This window comes from Kitasatospora sp. NPDC022856 (assembly GCF_055561235.1).
Window position 1 is genome coordinate 25110 of the sequence record NZ_JBVHHE010000042.1, and the last position, 21331, is coordinate 46440.

Annotated in this window: 23 protein-coding genes and 2 pseudogenes; 13 read left to right on the forward strand and 12 right to left on the reverse strand. The window is 71.6% G+C overall.

The features are described 5' to 3' along the window. Nucleotides 1–17 precede the first annotated feature (17 nt). On the forward strand, nucleotides 18–488 hold the full coding sequence (locus ACZ34W_RS32855) for a hypothetical protein (RefSeq protein ID WP_465609353.1): 471 nt from the start codon (nucleotides 18–20) through the stop codon (nucleotides 486–488). Between the two features lie 303 nt (nucleotides 489–791). On the opposite strand, the gene ACZ34W_RS32860 is transcribed toward ACZ34W_RS32855, so the two are convergent. After that, nucleotides 792–1301, reverse strand: coding sequence for a hypothetical protein (locus ACZ34W_RS32860; protein ID WP_465609355.1), 510 nt, complete (start codon nucleotides 1299–1301; stop codon nucleotides 792–794). Between the two features lie 85 nt (nucleotides 1302–1386). On the opposite strand from ACZ34W_RS32860, the gene ACZ34W_RS32865 reads away from it, so the two are divergent. Further along, entirely contained in the window at nucleotides 1387–1797 is a 411-nt protein-coding gene (locus tag ACZ34W_RS32865) for a Helicase associated domain protein (protein ID WP_465609357.1), read from the forward strand. A gap of 131 nt (nucleotides 1798–1928) precedes the next feature. On the opposite strand, the gene ACZ34W_RS32870 is transcribed toward ACZ34W_RS32865, so the two are convergent. Next, on the reverse strand, nucleotides 1929–2324 hold the full coding sequence (locus ACZ34W_RS32870) for a hypothetical protein (RefSeq protein WP_465609359.1): 396 nt from the start codon (nucleotides 2322–2324) through the stop codon (nucleotides 1929–1931). A gap of 290 nt (nucleotides 2325–2614) precedes the next feature. Here ACZ34W_RS32870 and ACZ34W_RS32875 point away from each other — a divergent pair, with 290 nt between their 5' ends. Continuing rightward, complete coding sequence (locus ACZ34W_RS32875; protein ID WP_465609361.1) at nucleotides 2615–3043, forward strand: helicase associated domain-containing protein; 429 nt, start codon at nucleotides 2615–2617, stop codon at nucleotides 3041–3043. A gap of 74 nt (nucleotides 3044–3117) precedes the next feature. Here ACZ34W_RS32875 and ACZ34W_RS32880 read toward each other — a convergent pair whose 3' ends face one another. Continuing rightward, nucleotides 3118–3306, reverse strand: coding sequence for a hypothetical protein (locus ACZ34W_RS32880; protein ID WP_465609363.1), 189 nt, complete (start codon nucleotides 3304–3306; stop codon nucleotides 3118–3120). Between the two features lie 401 nt (nucleotides 3307–3707). Between ACZ34W_RS32880 and ACZ34W_RS32885 the strand changes: the two genes are divergently transcribed. The 3 genes from ACZ34W_RS32885 to ACZ34W_RS32895 all read left to right on the forward strand — a co-directional run bounded on the left by ACZ34W_RS32885 (nucleotide 3708) and on the right by ACZ34W_RS32895 (nucleotide 5211). After that, a complete protein-coding gene (locus tag ACZ34W_RS32885; protein ID WP_465609365.1) occupies nucleotides 3708–3902 on the forward strand; it encodes a hypothetical protein in 195 nt (64 codons plus the stop codon). 413 nt (nucleotides 3903–4315) lie between these two features. Beyond that, nucleotides 4316–5038: a hypothetical protein gene (locus ACZ34W_RS32890; protein WP_465609367.1), complete on the forward strand. Its 723-nt coding sequence runs from the start codon at nucleotides 4316–4318 to the stop codon at nucleotides 5036–5038. Then, nucleotides 5035–5211, forward strand: coding sequence for a hypothetical protein (locus tag ACZ34W_RS32895; protein ID WP_465609369.1), 177 nt, complete (start codon nucleotides 5035–5037; stop codon nucleotides 5209–5211). The genes ACZ34W_RS32890 and ACZ34W_RS32895 overlap by 4 nt, the downstream gene beginning before the upstream one ends. Before the next feature lie 112 nt (nucleotides 5212–5323). Here the strand turns inward: ACZ34W_RS32895 and ACZ34W_RS32900 are convergent, their stop codons facing one another. Continuing rightward, complete coding sequence (locus ACZ34W_RS32900; RefSeq protein ID WP_465609398.1) at nucleotides 5324–5506, reverse strand: hypothetical protein; 183 nt, start codon at nucleotides 5504–5506, stop codon at nucleotides 5324–5326. On the opposite strand from ACZ34W_RS32900, the gene ACZ34W_RS32905 reads away from it, so the two are divergent. Beyond that, nucleotides 5466–6020, forward strand: a complete 555-nt coding sequence (locus ACZ34W_RS32905) for a DUF4279 domain-containing protein (protein WP_465609396.1) — start codon at nucleotides 5466–5468, stop codon at nucleotides 6018–6020. The genes ACZ34W_RS32900 and ACZ34W_RS32905 overlap by 41 nt on opposite strands. Here ACZ34W_RS32905 and ACZ34W_RS32910 read toward each other — a convergent pair. From ACZ34W_RS32910 to ACZ34W_RS32935, 6 genes and pseudogenes are all read right to left on the reverse strand, one after another. Then, nucleotides 5953–6680 (reverse strand): annotated as a pseudogene (locus ACZ34W_RS32910) (IS630 family transposase); the annotation flags it as partial. The gene ACZ34W_RS32905 and the pseudogene ACZ34W_RS32910 overlap by 68 nt on opposite strands. Nucleotides 6681–7304: 624 nt before the next feature. After that, nucleotides 7305–7733 (reverse strand): MarR family winged helix-turn-helix transcriptional regulator, encoded by a 429-nt coding sequence (locus ACZ34W_RS32915; RefSeq protein ID WP_465609371.1) that lies wholly within the window; start codon nucleotides 7731–7733, stop codon nucleotides 7305–7307. Beyond that, nucleotides 7733–8149, reverse strand: a complete 417-nt coding sequence (locus ACZ34W_RS32920; protein ID WP_465609373.1) for an SRPBCC family protein — start codon at nucleotides 8147–8149, stop codon at nucleotides 7733–7735. Before ACZ34W_RS32920 ends, ACZ34W_RS32915 begins: the two co-directional genes overlap by 1 nt. A gap of 156 nt (nucleotides 8150–8305) precedes the next feature. Continuing rightward, the gene (locus ACZ34W_RS32925; protein ID WP_465609375.1) at nucleotides 8306–8581 is read right to left on the reverse strand and encodes a hypothetical protein; all 276 of its coding nucleotides are present in this window, start codon (nucleotides 8579–8581) and stop codon (nucleotides 8306–8308) included. A 112-nt stretch (nucleotides 8582–8693) separates the two neighbouring features. Beyond that, the gene (locus ACZ34W_RS32930; RefSeq protein ID WP_465609377.1) at nucleotides 8694–10130 is read right to left on the reverse strand and encodes an MFS transporter; all 1437 of its coding nucleotides are present in this window, start codon (nucleotides 10128–10130) and stop codon (nucleotides 8694–8696) included. Nucleotides 10131–10201: 71 nt separating this feature from the next. After that, nucleotides 10202–10981 carry a hypothetical protein gene (locus ACZ34W_RS32935; protein WP_465609379.1) on the reverse strand — a complete coding sequence of 260 codons (780 nt, stop codon included), beginning with the start codon at nucleotides 10979–10981 and terminating at the stop codon, nucleotides 10202–10204. A 924-nt stretch (nucleotides 10982–11905) separates the two neighbouring features. Between ACZ34W_RS32935 and ACZ34W_RS32940 the strand changes: the two are divergent. Together ACZ34W_RS32940 and ACZ34W_RS32945 are read left to right on the forward strand one after the other, a co-directional pair. Beyond that, nucleotides 11906–12643 (forward strand): annotated as a pseudogene (locus tag ACZ34W_RS32940) (HAD-IC family P-type ATPase); the annotation flags it as partial. Nucleotides 12644–12974: 331 nt separating this feature from the next. Next, a complete protein-coding gene (locus ACZ34W_RS32945) occupies nucleotides 12975–14030 on the forward strand; it encodes a helix-turn-helix transcriptional regulator (protein WP_465609381.1) in 1056 nt (351 codons plus the stop codon). Here the strand turns inward: ACZ34W_RS32945 and ACZ34W_RS32950 are convergent. Then, nucleotides 14021–15004 (reverse strand): SDR family oxidoreductase, encoded by a 984-nt coding sequence (locus ACZ34W_RS32950; protein WP_465609383.1) that lies wholly within the window; start codon nucleotides 15002–15004, stop codon nucleotides 14021–14023. The genes ACZ34W_RS32945 and ACZ34W_RS32950 overlap by 10 nt on opposite strands. Before the next feature lie 245 nt (nucleotides 15005–15249). On the opposite strand from ACZ34W_RS32950, the gene ACZ34W_RS32955 reads away from it, so the two are divergent. From ACZ34W_RS32955 to ACZ34W_RS32970, 4 genes are all read left to right on the forward strand, one after another. Next, a complete protein-coding gene (locus ACZ34W_RS32955) occupies nucleotides 15250–15639 on the forward strand; it encodes a hypothetical protein (RefSeq protein ID WP_465609385.1) in 390 nt (129 codons plus the stop codon). Next, nucleotides 15636–18659 carry a tetratricopeptide repeat protein gene (locus ACZ34W_RS32960; protein ID WP_465609387.1) on the forward strand — a complete coding sequence of 1008 codons (3024 nt, stop codon included), beginning with the start codon at nucleotides 15636–15638 and terminating at the stop codon, nucleotides 18657–18659. Before ACZ34W_RS32955 ends, ACZ34W_RS32960 begins: the two co-directional genes overlap by 4 nt. Before the next feature lie 342 nt (nucleotides 18660–19001). Then, the gene (locus tag ACZ34W_RS32965) at nucleotides 19002–19334 is read left to right on the forward strand and encodes a hypothetical protein (RefSeq protein WP_465609389.1); all 333 of its coding nucleotides are present in this window, start codon (nucleotides 19002–19004) and stop codon (nucleotides 19332–19334) included. After that, nucleotides 19331–19528 (forward strand): hypothetical protein, encoded by a 198-nt coding sequence (locus ACZ34W_RS32970; RefSeq protein WP_465609390.1) that lies wholly within the window; start codon nucleotides 19331–19333, stop codon nucleotides 19526–19528. Before ACZ34W_RS32965 ends, ACZ34W_RS32970 begins: the two co-directional genes overlap by 4 nt. Nucleotides 19529–19533: 5 nt before the next feature. On the opposite strand, the gene istA is transcribed toward ACZ34W_RS32970, so the two are convergent. Beyond that, a complete protein-coding gene (gene istA / locus ACZ34W_RS32975) occupies nucleotides 19534–21042 on the reverse strand; it encodes an IS21 family transposase (protein WP_465609392.1) in 1509 nt (502 codons plus the stop codon). Nucleotides 21043–21331: the final 289 nt, after the last annotated feature.

Here is a 21331-nt window from a genome sequence, read left to right on the forward strand (position 1 = left end):
GTCTCAAGAGGTTTGTCGTGCTCGTCGCCTCAAGCGCCGCGCTGGTTGCGGGCAGCCTCGGTGCTGCTACTAGCGCCAGCGCCCACATCACCAGCAACAATCCGCCCTGCCGCTCCTCGTACGCTCAGGTCGCCGGCGGTGTCTGGCTCGCGTCCTGCGTCGATGCCGGCATCGACGGCTTCTCCGGGTGGGACGACTTCGGTGCCAGTACCTGGGTCTACAACACGTCCGGGCTCAACATTGACGTGTGCTTCCAGGCCCTGCGGGTCAACCAGGACGGCTCCACGAGCCAGGCGTACGACTTCACGTGCCTTGGCTGGAACGCCACGGGCGGACAGTACAAGACCGACCAGCTCGGCTGGGAGCACCCGCCGGCGGGCACGTACGTGGTCCAGGCCGGGTTCTGGGCAACGATCGACGGCCACTACGGCTACTACGGCGGGATCCAGTCCCCGCGGATCACCACCGACGGCCAGAACAACTTCTGACCGTCCCACCTGACCGTTCGTGTGCCCTTGGGGCCCAGGCATTTCCTAGGGCCCAAGGCCACAAAGGATCTCGGCAGCAGGCGGCGCAGCAGGCCCCCGAGCGGGCCGGCGACGGGCAGCCCCTGGAGGCTCCGCGGGTCGGTGTCCGGCGGGGACGGCGGCCCCGGGCTCCGTGGCCCACACGCGGCATCAAGCGACGGCCAGCCGGGGCGGGCGGGCACGCCAGCGAGGCAGCGGCAGGCACCACCGGGACATCGACATCGACGACGACCTCGTCAACGAACGCCGGCCGGAACGGCGCGACTACGGCTGGCGGGTGACGGCCCCCGTGACGAACCACCGGACGAGGGTCGTCGCCAGGTGGACCGCCATCTCGGCGGCCTCCCGGCTCTCCGGCCGGGTGGGGGTCTGGCCTCCGTGGCGGCTGGTCTGTCCCTGCCACAGCATCTGGAGCATCGTCAGCACCGGGGTCGGGTCTCCGCCGGAGGGGCCGTCGATCGCGACCTGGAACTTGTGCGGGGCGTCGCGCAGCTTCCCGATCATCGTGCCGAGCGTGGCCTTCGCGTTGTTCGGCTCCAGCACCGCGTGCGCGGCCGCTTCCGCGGCCTTGATCGCCTGGCTGTAGGCGCCCGAGGGATCGGGCGACCGGCCGTAGACGGCCTGCCATGCCGCGCGCAGGTGCTCGGCCGCCGAGCCGGCCTTCGCCATCGCCGCGGCGCAGGTACCGACGGGCGAGCAGGGGGCGCTCGCGCCCGAGCGGCGCAGGGCGCTGGAGGAGATCGATCCATGGTGGTGCCCGGTGTGGCCGATCACCTGGCAGCGCGCCTACGCGACCGCCCGGATGTGGTGGCTGGACACCGACGGCCTGGTCGACTGACCCCGGCTGCCCCTGGACACGGTGTTCGAGGGCGAGCAGCTCGGCCGCTGGGTGCAGGCGCAGCGGGCCGGCTGGCCCGGCCTGGAGGAGGACCAGCGGGACCTGCTGGCGGCGATCGGCATCGCCGAGGACCAGGAGCTGGTGGCCGCGAAGGCCGCCGCCGAGGCGAAGCCGAAGCTGTCCCGCGGCGACCGGTTCGCCCAGGGCCTGGCCGCGCTCGCCCAGTTCGTCGAGCGCGAGCGGCACCCCCGGGTACCCCGCCCGCACAAGGAACCGGTCGAGGCCGTTGAAGCCGGCCCCGGTGGCGAGGAGCAGGTGGTGGTGTCGCACTTCGCGCTGGGCACCTGGCTGAACAACCAGAAGGCCCGCCGCGCGAAGCTCACACCCGGTCAGCTCGCGCAGCTCGCCGAACACGGCGTGGAGTGGGCGTAGACGGACGGGACGACGGCGGTCGGAACGGAGCGGACCGCCGGGCCGGTTACCGGGCTGGGCGGTGTTGGTCTCGGCCGGATGCCTACTTCGGGATCTGTGGTGAACGCGCTCGGTGAGGTACGGACGAACGGTCAGTCATGGATGTGTTGAGGCGGCACGCGGCCTGGCAGTGGCAGACGCCAGTCGCCCAGCCGGGCGACGAGGGTCTGGCGCGCCACTGTCCTTACCTCGCTCCAGGTCGAGTCGGCAGCCACTGTGTCGATCCACCGGCCGGCACGACTGCGGTCATCCAGGTCGCAGATGAGCCGGTTGATGGTCTTGAGGTCCTGGAGGGCTTCCGGCTCGAGGGTTCTCCGCTCCGCCATGCCTTCAGCCAGGTGCAGGACGAACTCGACGTCGTCGGCGACGGCGGCAGTTCTCACGTAGTGCTTTCCGGCCCAGGCCAGCTGCTCGGAAGGATCGGCTGCAAGGACGGCCAGCAGCCTCAATATCCAGCGCTGCCAATAGTCACTGTCGTCAGGGTTCACGCGGAGAGAGTCGCATCGAACCCTTTCAGGTTGCCAGCCCAGGCACGCTCAAGGACCTCAATGAGCACGCCGACACCGGTGTTACCGGAGAGTCGCGGCTTCGCAGAGGGAGGCGGGTCGGACCGGCACTCGCCCGCGGTCCACCGTTCTTCGGAAGGATGGAGGGCCTTGTCGGCGCGACCGACTATCGTCGGCACGTAGATCTTGCAACAGCTGCCTGATGGCGGCCGGTCCGGAGGAGAGCTGGGAACTGGAAGCGGACTTCACGCCCGGAACCAGGCTCGGCACGCGTGCTGCCGCTGGTCACCGTCTTCGAGGGCGAGCAGCTCGGCCGCTGGGTCCAGGCGCAGCGGTCCGGCTGGCCGGACCTGGAGGAGGACCAGCGGGACCTGCTGGCGGCGATCGGCATCGAGGAGGACGAGGAGCTGATGGCTGCGAAGGCCGCGGCCGAGGCGAAGCAGAAGGTGTCCCGCGGCGACCGGTTCGCCCCGGGCCTGGCGGCGCTCGCCCAGTTCGTCAAGCGGGAGCGGCATCCCCGGGCGCCCCGCCCGCACAAGGAGCCGGTAGTCGCCGTGGAGGCCGGCCCCGGCGGTGAGGAGAAAGTGGTGGTGTCGCACTTCGCGCTGGGCACCTGGCTCAACAACCAGAAGGCCCGCCGGGCGAAGCTCACGCCCGGGCAGCTCGCGCAGCTCGCCGAACACGGCGTGGGGTGGGCGTAGGACGGTGGGGGGGTCGGTCCTGATGGGCGTGGCTGCCCGTAGTGGGAGGTAGCCACGCCCATCGGGGGTGGGTGTCAGTGGGTCTTCAGCCACCAGTCGACGATGGCGATCAGGATCGGGGCGGGGGTGGCGGCCAGGGAGAGGAGGGCGATGCGCCCGGTCTGGCGGAGGATGGAGGTGCCGGCGGGGGCGGGCGGGGTGTCCGGTGCCGTGTCGGCGCCGGTGGGGGCGGGGTCGGGCTTGCGGGCGGGGTCGTTGTGCATGGCGGGTGTCCTCTCGGGTGGTCGCTGGTGTTGGGATGCCGGGCCCGGCGTTGGCTCTGAATGTGGCATCAGGGCAGGCGGGGTGTCCCAAGTTGCGGGCGGGGAGGGCGGGGTGGGCACTACGCTGCTGGTCAGCGGTGGCGGGTCGCGGGTACCCGTCGGCCCTGTTGCGGGCGGGGCGGGCGCAGGCGGGCGAGGGACGGGACGTGCCGGACGATGCCGGAGAACGAGCGGTTGGAGCCGGGCCCGAAGCGGTTGGCGCTCTATCTGGGGCTGCGTGAGCTGAAGGAGAGGGCGGAGCAGGCTCAGCAGGCCCTGTGCGGGCAACTGGAGGTGGAGAAGGCCGTACGGCGCACCCGGCGTGCTGGGACGGAGACGTTCGCCGGGAAGCGGATCAGCTCGTGGGTTCCTCCGGCAGTGCCACTGAGCAGCCGGTGATCGAGGTGCGGCAGGTGTTCATGCCGCAGCTGTGCCGTCCGCACGTGGCGCAGGTTCCGGGTGAGGTGCGCAGGCTGCTGGCGGCGCACGAGCTGGCGGACACCGACCTGCCGCCGAGCATGGCGGTCGAGGCGGCCCGCGCCCTGCGCAAGGCCTGAACGGGCGTCATGACGCCCCCCTTCGAAAGAGGTGTGTTCCTTCACCCCTTCGAGGTGCGCAGAGTCCAACAGACAGGACCCGTGCGCAGAACGTCTATGGCTTGGGGCGCAGCACCACAATCCCGCACGGATTTTCGCAACCGGTAATGCGCGCGAACGCACACTGGCCCGGCACCAGCGGAAATGGTGCCGGGCCGGGCGGGCCGACCGTCAGACGACGTTCAGCGCTCACCGCGCAGGCTCTTCCCGGGAACTCACTCCTTCCCAGCGACGCCTGCCAGGAGGGAGATTGACGATCACTCGGATTCAAAGCGGCCCGGCGGATGGCCGGCAGCCCTGTATAGTGAGCGCAGGCCGGACAGCGGCCGAGGCCGAGCACCAGCCCGTGACTGGCAAGCGAAGATGGCCCGAAGGTGCTTCGCATCCTGCCGATCTTCTCTGTGAGTCTGAACTCGCCCTGCGATGCGCCGGGTCACGGGACTGTTGTGCATCGGAACCAGGACGATGACATGGTCAAAAATCACCGCCGCAAACTCGATGCGAAGCGGCACCAGGCCGCGACCGGTGACAGCCACCAGACCTCGGTAGCCTCCGTCCGCGGACGCCCGGCCTTCGGCACGGACGCCGCCATCGCCCGCAAGGCCGTGTTCGCTAGGAACATCTCGGTGATCGACGAGTTCAGTCGCAGGCGATTGGGTCTGACGAACCCAGCGGTCTGGCGATCAGCCGTTGCGATGGCACTCGTCGAATATCGGGACAATGGGGCCACCGACGAAGCGCTCAGGGCCCGTCTGATGCATCGAGTGCGCCAGTCGAGGAACCGGGTGAAGCAGCCGAGGGAGAGGGACGGCTCGCTCGAGCTGCTGCTTGGATCGATCCCCGGGCCGGAGGCCCAGTACATCGAAACCCACCGCATCGACCCGCGGCTGATCGCAGTGCTCAAAGCGCTATCCCCCACCGAGGCCGAGGCTCTCATGCTCATGGCCGAGCCCGGAAGATCCTGGACGGACGTGGCGTCCGCTCTGGGGTACCCCTTGGCATATGCGGAGGTGTTCCGCCGCAAGGTACGGCGCATTGCTGGCATCGTCGCCCAGCGTTCGGCGGTGCCGGCAGCGCGAGGGGCGGAGTCAGCATGACCGACATCAAAGTGCTTGTGATCCTGCTGCTCGCGATAGTCATCATCCTCGTGGGCGCGGGTGTGGCTGTGCTTGTTGTCTTGTTCCCGACCTTGGCTGTGCCGATTGCCACTGCTGTTGCCGTCATGGCACTGGCGATGGGCGTCGTCGCCCTCGCGATCGGTAGAAGCTGACCGGACACCCGCCAAGGCGCCATTTAGACGTTGAGGGCGGCCGTCAGACCCCGAGGGGCTGGAGGCCGCCCTCAGTCATTGCACAACGTGACCAGGACTCGCCTCGCGCCAACTACTGAACTTGAACTCCTGATGTCGGGTGCCCGGGTTGCTCACGCTCCGGTGCGTGGACCGCGCTGAAGAACTCGGTGGTCAGGGTCGGGGTGGCCTGCGATCGTGATGACGTGCCTGAAGACCAGATGTTGCAGCTGCCGATGCCCGATACGAAGTCGTCGGCCGGGTCGTTGCGGATCACGAGCCAGACAGTCAGCGCCAGCGAGATCTCGACTCGCCTGGGGATTGTTCCGGATGATCAGTTCGAGAGAGGCAGCCTGACGAGCCCCCGCAATCCGAGCAGCGCCCGGCGGGAGGCCAGTGTGTGGATCCGCGAGAGCGGCCTCGGAAGTGACCGCTGGCCCGACGAGCATGTTGCGGCCCTGGTTGGACTGCTTGGCGAGCGCCGTGAGGAGCTGATGCGGCTGTCTGCCGACTGCGACCTGGAGCTGGTCCTCGGTTTCGGCAGTGAAAGCGGTCAGGAGGCTGCGTCCTGCCAGCTCACCTGCTCGCCGAGATCGGAGCGCTTGGACTCGATGTCGTTCTCGACCTCTACCCGCCGGCGTCGGAGGAAGCTCTCGTCGAGACGTGATCGCTGTCGCCGCCGTTCAGGGCGAGTGTGCCAGGACGTTCTCGGCCGGTCAGCTGATCAAAAGCGAGTCCCGTGCCGGCCAGGCAGCCGTCGACCCGGTCCGGGCGATACTGGATCTGCTTGAGGCTGCGTTTCACTGCCCTGGTGATCTGGTCGAGGTCGGCAGCGGCGAGGTTGCCGAGTTCGCGCTTGACCAGCGACCAGATGCCCTCCTGCGGGTTCAGGTCTGGCGCGTAGGTGGGCAGCTGGAACACGGTGAGCCAGCCGGCGTTCGCCTCGATGAACTCCCGCAGCGGCTTGGTCAGGTGGAGGCGGAGGTTGTCCCACACGAGGACGATCGGGCCGCCGAGCTGGGTGTGGGCGCGGATGATTAGGTCGCGGAAGTCCCGCCAGCCGAAGCCCTTCGGCTCGCCCTTGCGGCCTCGGTACTCGCGGATGGCGTAGATCAGCCGGGACCGCTCGCCCGGCTTGTAGCAGGTCATGCCCGCCATCGACACCCGTCCCCAGCCCCGGCCGCGAACCCTCACAACGGACGTCCGGCCGACCCGGCCCCAGGTCCTGGCACGCGGCGGCGTCATCGACTGCCCGGCCTCATCCTCGAAGACCACCCAGGCCCCGAGCCCCGCCGCGATGCTCTTACCCGCGGCCAGGTCTCCTTTTTCCACACCTCGACCGCTGCATCGTCGCGCTCGATCGCCCGACGGGCGGGCTGCTGCCAGGACCAGCCGTGCCGCTTCAGCAGCCGCCAGATGCCCTGGACCGTGTACGAGACGTGGAACAGTCGTTGCGGCGCGCCTCGGCACGCTCACGAGCACTGCGGCGCGCCTCGCCGCGTTCCAAGGCGCGTCCTGCCGAGCGCTGGGCCAGCATCGACATGAGCCCGCCGAGCAGGACGCCGATGAGCGGCGCAAGCGTTGTCCACACAACGTCCGACTATGACATCGATGGCGTGCAGACGGCACGGGGTTAAGAAAATCCGGGGCCGGGGCCGGGACGCGGCCAGGTCGTCGCCGCCCTCGACAACTGCGGGCAGCAGACGGCGGAAGATCCGACATCCTCGCGCTGCTCTGGGCGCTCGTGGCCCCGGCGCGGACCAGGGGATCCAGCACGGGCGGCCATGGCGGCGACGCCCGCTCTCCCGTGGCTTGTCGGCCTGCTCACGCGTGAAGCCGAGCAATCGGGCAGGTCCCCGCCGGTGGCAGGAGAGACAGACAGGGCGGCCAAGATCTGTGACGAATGACCCGCCTTGGTCCTGACGCCTTGCCAGCCGCCATCCAGCAGTGCGGGCGGTCAGGCGGTGATCGGCCGTGAGGCGGCCGCCCCACCGCCCCACCGCCCCACCGCCCCACCGGGCCCGCCGGTGGCGGACCCGAGGGGGCGGTGGCCTGCGGCTGGCGGTGAGGGCGTTTCACGTTTCGGGATGGGCCAGGCGGCCGAGCAGGGCTACCGCGTCGTCGAGGGGCACCGGCTGGAAGAACCGCGCGTCGGCGCGCTCAACGGCGGCGATCGCGCGTGGGGCCAGGTCAGCGCCGGTGGCGGTGACGCGCAGTCGTTTGGCGCGGGTGTCGGCCGGGTCGACTTCTCGCTCGATGAGTCCTTTCTGTTCCAGGGTGCGCAGTACCTGGGAGGTCATCTTGACGTCGGTGCCGGCTTGACGCGCGAGGGCCAGTTGGTTGGGATGCTCGCCCTGGGTATTGAGCCACCAGGTACAGGCGAGCAGCACGAACTGCACGTGGGTGAGATCGAGCGGGGCCAGGGCTGTGGCGATGTCGCGCTGCCAGCGCAGGGTGGCGTGCCACAGCAGGAATCCGGGGCTGTCGCCGGGGCTCAGTGGCATCAGCGAAGCGCCAGCTCGGCCAGCGAGGCCATGGTTTCGGGCCAGTCGGCGGTGATGCCCGGGCCGATCTGCGGGCCGGCCTCGTCGGCGCCGGCGCCGGTGATCTCCATCCGGTACACCACGCGGATACGGTCGTCGTCGATCCGGTGGATCCGGTGGACGGTGCGCAGCAGCAGGCCGTCGAAGCGCGCCTCGTCGACGAACAGTTCGTCTTCGACGGCTTCGGCGATGTGCAGCAGCACCGGGTCCTCCCCAGGCGGCACCATCGTGATCTGCGTGCCCGCCGCGAAGGGGCCGTTCATCTCGATCTTGTCGATCTCGGCGTTCCACGTGCCCCAGTTCTTGACGTCGGCCCAGAGACGCCAGATCGCCTCGGGGGTGGCGCTGGTCTCGATGCTGTGCTCGTACTCCCACATGACGGTCTCCTCGATTCGGCGATCTGTGCATAGATTATCTACGCACAGACTATCTGTCCAGTGGTCACCGGGCTGAGCCCGCGTGCCTTCAGGCGGTCGCGCGGCTTGGCGTCCCGGAATCACGATCTCCGGCCGGGCCTACGGCCGGCTGGTCCTTCATGGCGGTGGGGTGGCCCGCTCGGCGGTGTCGTGCAGGACGGGCTCGTGGGCGGCGGGGGCATCGAGGGAGCAGCCCTCGCACACCGCGACCCTCTGGGTGCCGGCGGCACCGCTCCCGCCCCCGCCGACGGCGTGGCCCTCCGCCGTCACCACCACCGGCCGTGAATCCTCGCCCCGGACCTCAACCTGACGCGCCGCCCAGCCCTCATCGTCAGCCTCGAAGTACAGCCACTGATCTCCGTCCTCGTCGTAGGTGCGGAACCAGGTCGTCATCGCGTCATCCTGGCGCACGGCCTTGACCCGCCACGGTGCTGCGGATCCGGGCGGGGCATGCGGACGGCGTCGTCGGCCCGGGGGGCGACGACGCCGTCGGGGGGGGTAAGTGTCAGGCGGCGGCGGTCGGCTCCTTTTCGGGCGAGGGGGTGCGGATGGTGAAGGCGGAGGCGACGGCACCGACGGCGGCGATGGCGGCGGCGCCGAGGAAGGCGGCCGAGAAGCCGTCGGTCACGGTGACCGGGTTGCCGAGCTCGCGGGAGCCGTGCGCGGCGGCGACGGCGGTCATCGCGGCGAGGCCGAGCGCGGAGCCGATCTGGTAGCTGGTGTTGACGATGCCCGAGGCGAGGCCGCCTTCGGCCGGGTCGGGGACGGCGAGGGCGGTGCCGAGCGAGGGGATGAAGGCGAGCGACATGCCGACCGCGGCGAGCAGCGAGGCAGGCAGGACGTCGATGACGAAGCTGCCGCCGGGGCGGGCGAAGGAGAGCCAGAGCATGCCGGCGGCCAGGGCGACCAGCCCGGCGACGATGAGCGGCTTGGGGCCGAACCGGGCGATCAGCCGGGGCGCCGCCACGATCATCATCAGCAGGATGGCGCCGGTCATCGGCAGCAGGGCCGCGCCGGAGGCGAAGGCCTTCAGGCCGAGGACCTGCTGGAGGTAGAGGTTGAGGAAGAACCACATCGGGATCCAGGCGGCGGCCATCAGCAGTTGGGCGAGGTTGGCGCCGGCCAGGTTGGGGCTGCGCCAGATGCCGAGGCGCATGAGCGGCTCGCGGCGCTTGGCCTGGAGTGCGACGAAGGCGGCGATCAGCAGCAGGCCGGCGGCGAGGACGAGCCAGGTGCCCGCCGAGTCCCACCCGGCCTCCGGGGCGCGGACGACGGCGTAGACCGAGACGGCGAGACCGGCGGTGACGGTGAGCGCGCCGAGCCAGTCGACGGACCCGCGACGGGCGGTGGCGGCGGGCATCACACCGGGGATCACGAACAGGACGGCCAGGGCGACCGGGATGTTGATGTAGAAGACCCACTCCCAGCTGAGGTACTGGGTGATCGCGCCGCCGAGGAACACGCCCGCGGTGCCACCGGCGGGGGCGGCCGCGCCGTACAGGGCCAGCGCCTTGCCGAGTTCCTGAGGGCGGGGGCCGAAGAGGGTGATCAGCAGGGTGAGCGCGGCCGGGGCGATCAGCGCGGAGCCGGCGCCCTGGACGGCGCGGCCGACGAGTTCGACCCAGCCCTGCGAGGCGATGCCCGCGAGCAGCGAGCCGGCGGCGAGGACGACCCAGCCGGTGGTGAACAGCCGCTTGGCGCCGAGCAGGTCGGAGAGCCGGCCGCCGAGCAGCAGCAACCCGCCGAAGGCGACGACGTAGGCGTTGAAGACCCAGGAGAGGTTCTCGGGGGAGAAGCCGAGCGCCGTCTGCATCTCCGGGAGGGCGACGCCGATGATCGAGGTGTCCATGATCACCATGAACTGGGCGAGGGCGATGAGGCCGAGCGCCGTCCACCGGCGCGGCGAGGAGGGTGCTTGGACGGCTTCGAGTGTGGCGGACATGACCGTGGCTCCTAGGCAGGTTCGGTGTACGACGTGGGCGGGCCCCGTGCGGGGCGGGTCGGTGCGCAGCGTCAGTGCTGGTGCCCCTCGTGGGCGGTGGTGGGTGCGGCCGCTGACGCCGGGGCCGGCGCAGGGGTGGCCGGGGCGGTGGCGGCCGCGGGGAGGGTGAAGGCGGCGGTGTGGACGGTGTCCTGGTGCTTGAAGTCCAGGAAGAGGCGGTACTCGCCGGTGCTGGGCGCGGTGGTGGTGAAGGTGACGGCCGGGCCGCCGGTGGCGCCCTCGCCGTCGGGGTGGACGTGGAGATAGGCGAGGTCACCGGCCCGCAGTGCGACCAGGTGTCCGGCCGCGCCCAGGTACGGCTGGAGGTCGGTGACCGGCTGACCGTCCCGGCTGACGGAGAGGGTGAGCCGCCCGGCCCGTCCGGGGATCAGGTCGCCGCCCAGGGTGACGGTGTAGCCGTCGACGGTGACGGTCCGTCCGGTCGGCGGCAGCGGGACGGGTCGCAGCTCGCCGGCGGCGTGCAGGTCGGCGCCCAGGGTGAGGCCCTCGGGGGCGTCGGCCGGGGTGAAGTCGGCGAACACCCGGTACTCCCCGGCGGCCGGCAGGGCGACCGGCGTGCTCCAGACGCCGTCGGCGGCGCGCACGGGGTGGAGGTGCTGGAAGGTGGCGAGGTCGCGCGGGGCGACGATCAGGTGCAGTTCCTTCTCGTGCGCCGGGCGGTAGTCGGTGACGGGGCGGCCGTCGGCGCCGAGGACGCGGAACCTCAGCTCGGTCGGGGCGCCGGCGGTGACGTACGGGTTCTCCAGGGCGAGCATGTAGCCGCGTTCGGAGATCTGCAGGCCGCCGGGCACCTGCTCGGTGGCGGGTGCTGCGGATGAGGCGGGTGCTCCGAATACGGTGGGGGTGTGTCCGCCGTGGGCAGAGGCGTGGCGGCCTGCCGAACGGTGGGCGCGCCGTCGCCGGTGGCGTGGCCGACCCCGTACGAGGCACCGAAGACGGTGACCACGCCGGCGACAAAGGCGGTGATCTTCACAGCGGTGTTCATGGCGGACTCCTCGAAAGCTGGCGGTGGGCAGGGGTGCCCCGGGGGGGCAGGCGCGCATCACGCGGGGCGCAGCGTCCGTAGGACCGGCTCCTTCTCGTGGTGGTAGCCGGGGCACGGGGGGTCCCCCGAATCGTTCGGGCCGGTCCTCCGACGCCCTGGATTACATACCCCCCTGGGGTATCACGTCAAGGTGGGGCGACTGACGGGCACGGCTTCGGGCGAATCCCCGGGGTGACCACCTCATGGCCGAATCACCGGTCGCGGAGGCGGCGGGCATGGAGCCGACCGACCCCGGGCCTCCCGGGTGGAGTGACGGTGCGTGCGGCCTGTCGCCCGCACCGAGTACGCCGCCGAGCGGGAGGCGGATTCGCACGGCGCGAACGGCTCGTCGCGTACGGCCGGGCCGGCCTGCTGGTGGACGAGTGGAACGTACCCGCCCCCGCACGCCACCGCCGCCCGGCCGCATAGGGCGTATTGCCGGCCGTCCGCCCTGACGAAGTTCTGGACAGCACTTGTGGCTCATACCCTCCGGGGGTATAAAGAGATCTCACGGCGAGCTGATACCCCCAGGGGGTATAGAGAAGACTGCGACGCCGACCCACCACCGGAGGAATCCCATGTCCTGCTCCACCGAAGGCACCTGCTGCTCGACCGATGCCGCCGCCACCACGACCATCCAGGCGCCGACCGTCGGCACCGCCGTCTACGCCGTCTGCCCGCCGTCGACGGGTTCGAGAACGTCCCCGGCCTCGGCGTGCAGGGCGTGGTGGACGGCCACGCCGTGGTGGCCGGCCGTGCGCAGCTGCTCGCCGACTGGGCGCAGTACCTGCCGGAGTCACTCGCCGAGGCCAAGCGCGCCGCCGAAGCCGCCGGGCGCACAGCGATCGCGGTCGGCTGGGACGGCGCGGCGCGGGCAGTCCTGGAAGTCGCCGACGCGGTCAAGCCCACCAGCGCCGAGGCGATCGCCCGGCTCCGGAAGCTCGGCCTGCGGCCGGTGCTGCTCACCGGCGACAACGCCGCCGTCGCACGGGCGGTGGCCGCCGAGGTCGCCATCCCCGCCGAGAACGTGATCGCCGAGGTGCTACCGCAGGACAAGGTGGCCGTGGTCGAACGGCTGCAGGCCGAGGGCCGGGTCGTCGCGATGGTCGGGGACGGGGTCAACGACGCCGCCGCGCTCGCCCGGGCCGACCTCGGCCTGGCGATGGGGACCGGCACCGATGCCGCCATCGAGGCCGCCGACCTCACCCTGGTCCGCGGAGACCTGCGTTCGGCCGCCGACGCCATCCGGCTCTCCCGTCGGACCCTGGCGACCATCAAGAGCAACCTCTTCTGGGCCTTCGGCTACAACGTCGCGGCCCTGCCGCTGGCCGCCGCCGGCCTGCTCAACCCGATGATCGCCGGTGCGGCGATGGCCTTCTCCTCGGTCTTCGTGGTCGGCAACAGCCTGCGGCTGCGGACCTTCCGCTGACCCCTGGACCGCCACCAGCAACCGGTCCCCCGTGCCCCGACGTCGCTGCGCCGACGCCGGGGCACGGCCGCGGGAGCATCCACCGCCCCGACGGCTGCCCGCCGCCACCGAGCCTCGTCAGGCGGTCGCTCCACGCCTTCCGGGCGACCACCTCAGCCTGTTCCTCATCGAGGTTGGCCATCGAGGCCAGGTGTCGCTCCGTCACAAGCCGTGACTGCGAGCCGTGGGCGGTCCGTACGGCCGGGAGCCGCAGCCAGTTCTCGGGCTGTCCGGGCTGGAGCAGCGGCGGCGGGAGTTCCCGTTCCTTCGTCGGGTCGGCGATCCTTTGAGGATGCGCGCCGCCCGCCTGATCCGCATGGCCCTCCTGATCCAGTCGAACCCCGGCCTGACCGCCGCCGCCCTCGCTCGTGAGCTGGAGATCTCCGAGCGGACCGTGATTCGCGACGTCCAGGCGTTGCAGGAGGCCGGCGTCCCCGTCCGATCGGACCGGGGCCGGGTGGGCGGGTACTTCCTCGCCGCGGGATACCGGACCCGGCTCACCACGCTCCGTCCGAGCGAGGCGGAGACGCTCTTCCTGTTCGGTCTCCCCTCGGCGTTGCGGGACCTGGGGTTGTCGGACGCGGCGGAAACCGCCCGCTTGAAGCTGACCGCGACCCTGCTCCCGTCGGTGCGCCAGGCCGCCGAGTCCTCGGTGCGCCGTTTCCACCTCGACGCCCCGGCCTGGTTCCGCGAACCCGCCACCACCCCGCGACTGCTGCCGGAGCTGGCCCGCGCGGTGTGGGCGGACCGCACCGTCCACCTGTCGTACGCGCGGGCCGGCCGAGCCGACGCCCGCGCCGTGGCGCGGGTGGTGGAGCCGTACGGGCTCGTGCTGAAGGCGGGCACCTGGTACGTCGTGGCCCGCGTCCCCGACGAGCGGGAGGAACACGACGGCGGCTGGCGAACCTACCGGGTCGACCGGATCACCGCCCTCGACCCCGCTCCCGGCACGGAGGAACCCTTCGTTCGCGACCCGTCCTTCGACCTGGCCGCGCACTGGGAAGCCCGCTCGGCCGCCTTCGCCCGTACCCTGCTGCGCACCACCGTCACGATCCGGCTGACCGGCCGGGGACTCCAACGGCTGCCCGCGGTCGTGGACGGGGCCGCCGTCGTGGACGCGCTCGCCTCCGCGAGCGCCCCGGACGCCGCCGGCCTGGTCACCCTCGACCTGCCGGCGGAGTCCGAGGAGGTCGCCTTCGACCAGCTGGCCCGGCTCGGCGCGGACGCCGAGGTGCTGGCCCCGGCCTGCCTGCGCGCCCGCTTCCGTGAGCGCGCCGCAGCCCTGGCCGCCCTCTACCAGGGCGACCCTCAGGAGGGGGAACCCGGGGAAGCCGAGGCTCAGCGGTAGTCCTCGGGGGAGCCTTCCCCGCCGCCGTGGACGACGTCCTCGAAGTAGGCCCAGGCGTCCGGACGGCTGCCGTCCACGTCCGTCACCCCGTACACCCTGGCGAGTTCCCCGCTGGAGGTGGACTTGCCGTTCCACCGTCTCGCGCGGTCCGGGTCGGCGGCCAGCGCGGCGACCGTGCGGGCCAGGTAGCGCGGGGACTCCGCGATCGCGAACGCCGGCTCCTGGGCGATCGCGTCCCGCCAGTTCTCCTCGGTCACCCCGAAGTGGGAGAGCATCTGCTCCGAGCGCAGGAAGCCCGGCGAGACCGCGACCGCCGCTCCCCCGTACTCCGCCAGCTCCTGCCCCAGTCCGAACGCGAGGCGGATCGGGGCGTTCTTCGCCAGGTCGTAGTAGATGTTCTCCCGGTAGCGGCGGTTGGAGTGCGCGGTGCCGTCGGTCACCTCCACATGCAGCGGGGCGTCGGAGCGGATCAGCAGCGGAAGCAGCAGCGCCGCCGTGATCACGTGCGAGCGCGCGCCGAGCTCCAGGATCCGCAGACCGTCGGCGAGCGGCGTCTCCCAGCTCTTCTTCCCGAACACCGAGGTGGCCAGGAGGTGCTCGCCGCCCCACAGGTCGTTGACGAGGATGTCGAGCCGCCCGTGGTCCCGGTCGATCCGCTCGACGAGGGCGCGCACCTGGACTTCGTCGAGGTGGTCGGTGGGAACCGCGATCCCGGCGCCGCCCGCCGCGGTGACGAGTTCAGCGGTCTCCTCGATGGTCTCGGTGGTCCGGCCGACCTCGCTGGCCCGGGCCCGGGTGGTGCGGCCGGTGACGTACACTGTCGCCCCGGCCCGGCCCAGCTCCACGGCCTGGGCCCGGCCCGCCCCGCGGGTGGCGCCCGCCACGAGCGCGACCCGCCCCGCGAGCGGACGCGCGGGGCCGGCCTGCACGGCGGCGTTCTGAGTGTTCCGGGTGGTGATGTCCTTGTGGTTCATGTCATCCATCGTTCATGCCAAAACTGACAGAACACGTCACCCTTTTCCGGGGATCCCGCGCAGCGCGCTCGACGGTGCTCCGTTCCCCAGAGAGGTAGCTGCCCCTGGGACCGAGCCGGCCACCCCGGGTGTTCGGGGAAGGTCCGGAGTCCTGCCGTGGTGACATTCCTCGTCCCTGTGCAACAGGTTGGCCCCGGTACCGGATCGGGCGTACTTGACCATGCTGCCGGGGGAACGATGAAACCATGACTGGCTGGCAGCGGGCGTGTTGGTGGGGGCTCGGCGTCGTGGGCGCGGGCGCGGTGGCGGGGACGGCGTGGTGGTTGACGGCCACGCACCCCGACGGTGCCGGGCAGGCGTGGGGCGCAGTGAGCGCGGTGGCCGGCGTCGCCGCCGTCGTCGTCGCCCTGTGGCAGCTGCGCACCGCCCGTTCGTCGGCCCGGCGGGATGAGCCGATGACCGCCAGCGGCGGAGCGATCGTGGCCGACGGGGACGTGTCGGACTCGACGACGTCGGCCCGCGGCCCCGCCCCGACCCGCTCCGGGCCCGCTCCGGCGACCGGAACGCACGGCACCACCGGCGCCATCGTCGCGCGCGGCAGGGTGGACAACTCGCACACCGAGTACCGCCCGTGAAGTGGGTCAGGAAGAAGACGCCTCGGCGGAAGAAGGGCACCACCGGCGGGCAGGAGCACGACGGCGCCGAGGAGCGGACCGGCGCCGGGCAGCGGGACGCGGCTGCCGGGGAGCAGATCGTCGACGGCGGTCCGAGTCTTCAGGGCAGCACGGGCGCGATCGTCGCGGCCGGGGACGTGATCGGTTCCTCGACCCAGTTCGTGCGGGCCGAGCAGGCGTTGGTCCTGCCGCCGAAGGCGTACGCGCCGATCCCCGCCGACGCGGCCCGGGGCGGGGTGTCGAACATCCGCGGCGGGCTGTTCGTCGGGCGCCGTGAGGAACTCGCGCTGCTGGACGCGGCGTTCGAGCGTACGGGTGAAGTGGTGGTCCACACGGTCCACGGGCTGGGCGGGGTGGGCAAGTCCGCCTTGGCCGCCCACTGGGCCTCGATGCGCGGGGAGCGGGTGCGGTGGCGGATCACCGCCGACACGGCCGTCGGACTGCGGGCCGGGCTGGCCTCCCTCGCCCGCGCCCTCCAGCCCGGCCTCACCGGTCTGCCGGAGGACCTGCAGGTGGAGCGCGCGCTACGGTGGCTCGCCGCCGACCACGACGGGTGGCTGCTGGTGCTCGACAACGTCGAGGACCCCGCCCACATCGAAGCCCTGCTGGAACGCGTCCCCCGCGGCCGGGTCCTCGTCACCACTCGGCGCACCGGCGGATGGCACCACCGCGCCACCACCGTCCGGCTCGGCGTCCTGGAGGGGTGCGACGCGGTGGACCTGTTCGTGCGGGTCCTCACCCAGGACGGCCCGCGCGCGAGCGAGGGCGCCGAGGCGGTGTGCGAGGAGCTCGGGCACCTGGCCCTGGCCGTCGAGCAGGCCGCCGCCTACTGCGCGCAGACCGCCACCACGCCGAACGCCTACCTGGAGATGCTGACCCGGTGGCCGGCCGACATGTTCGCCGCCGGAGCGGAGGGCACGGACGCGGAACGCACCATCGCGCGGATCTGGCACCTGACCCTGGACCGCCTCACCGACACTCCCCTCGCCGGCGAGATCCTGCGGATCCTGGCCTGGTACGCCCCCGACAACGTCCCCCGTGGCCTGATCGACCACCTCGCCGGCGCTGACGACGGCCCCGGCCTCCCCCGGATCGCCACCGCGCTCGGCCGGCTCCTCGCCTACAGCATGATCACCGACAACCGCGACGGCACCCTGTCCGTCCACCGCCTCGTCCAGACCCTCGCCCGCACCCCCGACCCCCACGACCACCACCGCCGGGCCGACGACATCACCACCGCCCGCCACCACGCCGCCCAGTGCCTCAAGGCCGCCCTCCCCGGCGACACGAGGCAGCCCGACAGGTGGCCTCTCCTACGCGCCCTGATCCCCCACGTCGACACCCTCACCGACCGCACACCCGAGTCGGCCGACACGGTGACCACCGCCACCGTGCTCAACACCGCCGGACTCTTCCTCAGCGGCCAGGGCCAGGCCCGACGTGCCACCGCCCACCTCCGACGCTCCCTCACCGGCCTGACGCGGATCCTCGGGGAGGACGCGCCGGACGCCCTCGCCTCCCGCAACAACCTCGCCCACGCCTACAAGCAGGCAGGGGACCTGGCCCGCGCCATCCCCCTCCTCGAACAGACCCTGGCGGCCACGAAACGGGTCCTGGGCGAGGACGCACCCGCCACCCTCACCTCCCGCAACAACCTCGCCACCGCCTACCAGGCGGCCGGAAACGTGACGCACGCGATCCCCCTCCTCGAACAGACCCTTCAGGAGCGGGCCCGGGTCCTGGGCGAGGACGCCCCCGACACCCTCGCCTCCCGCACCAACCTCGCCACCGCCTACCAGGCCGTCGGCGATCTGACCCGCGCCATCCCCCTCCTCGAACAGACCCTGGCGGCCACGAAACGGGTCCTGGGCGAGGACGCACCCGCCACCCTCACCACCGGCAACAACCTCGCCACCGCCTACCAGGCCGTCGGCGATCTGACCCGCGCCGTCCCCCTCCTCGAACAGACCCTCCAGGAGCAGACCCGGAACCTGGGCGAGGACGCACCCGCCACCCTCATCTCCCGCAACAACCTCGCCACCGCCTACCAGGCGGCCGGAGACCTGACACGTGCCATCCCCCTGCACGAACGGACTCTCCGGGACCGGGTCCGGGTCCTGGGCGAGGATGCCCCCGACACTCTCACCTCCCGCAACAACCTCGCCACCGCCTACCAGGCGGCCGGAGACCTGACACGTGCCATCCCCCTGCACAAACGGACTCTCCGGGACCGGGCCCGGGTCCTGGGCCAGGACGCACCCGCCACCCTCACCTCCCGCAACAACCTCGCCACCGCCTACCAAGAGGCAGGGGACCTGGCCCGCGCCATCCCCCTCCTCGAACGGACCCTTCACGACCGGGCCCGGGTCCTGGGCGAGGACGCCCCCGACACGCTCAACTCCCGCCACAACCTCGCCACCGCCTACCGGGGCGCCGGAAACCGGGTGCACGCCATCGCCCTCCACGAGCAGACCCTGGAAGCCATGGTGCGGGTCCTGGGCGAGGACGCCCCCGCCATCCTCAGCACGCGCAACAACCTCGCCCACGCGTACCAGGAAGCCGGAGACCTGGCCCGCGCCATCCCCCTGCACGAACGGACCCTGCGGGACCGGGTCCGGGTCCTGGGCGAGGACGCCCCCGACACGCTCACCACCCGTCACAACCTCGCCCACGCCTACGGAGACGCCGGACGATTCAGTGAGGCAATCGTCCTGCTGCGTTCCCTGGTGGAGGACTTGACGCGGATGCTGGGGCCCGGTCATCCGCACACGGCCAGCTCGCGGGTGGGGCTCGTGCTGGCGCTGGTCGCCCGTGGCCGGTTCCTGTTGCCCGGCGACACGGCGGGCGCACGGCGCGACGCCACCGAGGCGGTCCAGGCCGTCGACCCGTACTTCGTGGACAACCCGAGCACGTACGGGCCCGCACTCGTCCATGCCCACCAGTTCGCCGCCGACGTCCTCGACGCGGAAGGGCAGCCCTGAGCCGCCATCGGACACCTCCAGCGCGCCCGGTCCGTGGAAGCGGCGATGGCGGCGTCCCAGAGCGCCGACGGCCACAGCTGAGTCCCAGGCAGGTCCGGCGCCCGGCCCGACCACGGTCCCGCTCCCCCGCGGTGCGGCGCCTCCGGGGATCGGTGACCGCACCGGAACGGTTCCCTCCGTCTGTGGGCGAAACATGTCCTTTACGTGGCCGCCGCGTCATTTCCGCCTGTGATACCGGTCACCTTCCCGCCGGTTCGGGCTCGATCCGTCTTCACAACAGGAACACCGGTCCGATATATCTCTGCCCGATCTTCAGGACAAGTCGGGGGAATTCTTTCGGTGTTGGCACTGCGTCGTTGCCTTGCGCTGCTCATCTGCACGGTGCTCACCGTGCTCGCCGCCGCCAGCGGGGCGACCGCCGTCGCCCCACCACCCGTCGCAGCCGCGACCCCCGACCCGGGAGCGCTGCCCAAGCAGCGCGGCTCCGACGCGGCAGGCCGGCCGAACGAGGTGCCGGCCGACCGCACCGGCGCCGGTGCCGACGGCGGGCGCGCCGGGCACGAGGCGGCCGCCGGCGAACTCGCCCCGGAGGACCCCGCCCCGGTGCCCGCCGCCGCCGCGCCCGCGCCAAAGCCGGTGTCGACTGGATGGCCGGCCTCGCGGATCTGGAGATGACGCAGTTCCCGATGCTCTGGGCCCTGACGCCGTATGGGGATGCGGTCTTCAACCAGCGGCAGGTGCCGCTGCTGCTGTCGGAACTCGACCGGCTTCCTGCCGATTTGGACGGCGACTGGGTCGGGCAGGTCCGCGAGCTGTGCCAGGTCGTCGAGCGCGGGCCGCACCTGTATCTGTGGTTCATCGGCGACTGACCAGGTCAGTCGGCCCTCGACTCCCCGGCCGCCGACTGCTGCCGGCCCAGGGCCTGCCAGGCGATGGTGCCGTTCTGGACGGAGTGGGCCTCGTCCGCGCGAACGACCTGTCCGACGGGCCTGTTGGCCGCGATGTGCTCCAGGACGGAGACCAGGTCGTCCTCGGCGAAGCGCCCGGCCGCGGCCGCGAGCCCGAGGGCCTGGTCGACCCGGTCGCTGCCCAGGACAGCGGCGAGTTCGACGGCGTGGGCCATCTTCGCCCGGATCCGGGACGCTCCGGCGGGTCCGGCCTCCTTGAGCCAGCGTCCGGCGCCGGAACCGATGCCCACGAACGCGATCTCCGCCTCGGAGCGGGGCTGGAGCCGGGGCTGGTGAACGCCGCGGCCGTCGGGGTGGTCGGGGTAGTGGGCGTCGATGATCTGCGGGACGCCGGGCGTGGACAGCTGGTGCCGCCAGATCTCCGACAGGTCGCCGGAGGTGGTGCGGGCCGTGATCGACAGCTCGTCGCCGACGACCCGGCACCAGACCCGGGCTCCGGTGTAACCCGGCGGCGTCGAGTATCGGACCGCGTTGAAGCTGATGGTGCGGTCCGAGCCGACCAGCCGCTCCTCGCCCAGCGCGAGGGCCAGCGGCTCGATCGGCAGGACGTGCAGTGTGGTGCGTTCGATCTCGAGGCGGTCGGAGGGGATCTGCCCAGTCGCGCGGTGCCGGCGCGTGTTCACGCTGTCGCACCAGATCCGGCAGGCGTCCGCGAGCTCGGCGAAGGAGTCGTAGGCGGGTAGCAGGTTCGCCGTGGTCGGGACCAGGTCGGCCTTCGCGATCCGGACGGTGGCTTCCGCCCCGCCCTTGCTCTCGGGGTCGTAGGGAACGCAACTGACGACCTGACAACCGTAGTGTCGGCCCGCGGCGACCATCTGCGGATGCCTCACCGGGATCCCGGCGATGTGCTCGACGGTGACCGTCTTCGCGTTGTCGGTCAGCACGTAGGTCGGCGCCCCGCCGATTCGCCGAAGCGTGGTGTCCAGGCAGGCCACCAGCGTGCCCAGGGTGCAGTCCCAGACCGGGATCGCCACCCGGAACCGCGACCAGGACAGCCCCGCGCAGAACAGCCAGGTCCGCCTGCCGTTGATCTTCGGGCCCTCACCCCAGTCGAACTGCAGCCACCTCCCGGGCTCCGGGATCCACGGCCGGTAGGTCCTGCGCTTGCCCGCCCTCCACGTGGTCTTCGCCGCGTTCACCGCCCGCCGCGTTGAACGCGCGCTGCCCTGAAAGCCCATCTTCACGAGCTTCTCGTGGACCACGTCAGCGCGGATCGACGCCTTCGACTGCTCGACCCACTCCTCGATCTTCTCCAGGAAGCCGTCGATCATCTTCAGCCGCGGCTCGCGGTGATTCGGGTTCCGGCCGCTGGCGCGGGCCTCGACGTACCGCTTGACCGTCTTCGGGTCGTTCCCCGTGAGCGCAGCTGCCGACCAGACCGTCTCGGTCAGGTCGTACGCCTCGAATATCTCCATGATCTCTCTGCCAGACTTCGTCACAGGACCTCTTCGACCAGTTCGCTGATGCTTCGCAAACACCAGCAAACCGGACGAAGGGGTCTCCTTCAGATAAGGAAGCGATCAGGAACACCGCAGGCCGGACGGCCGTCCACCTGGATTTCTGGTGGCCATCAACCGGGGCTCAACTGGCCGCACACCTGGACTTTGCCGGCTCTGGCGCGAGTTCCGTGAAAGCACCACTGCTCCGGTGACGGCGTCAGGGCAAGTCAGGTAGGAAGAGGTCCAGCGACGGGCCTTCCAGGGC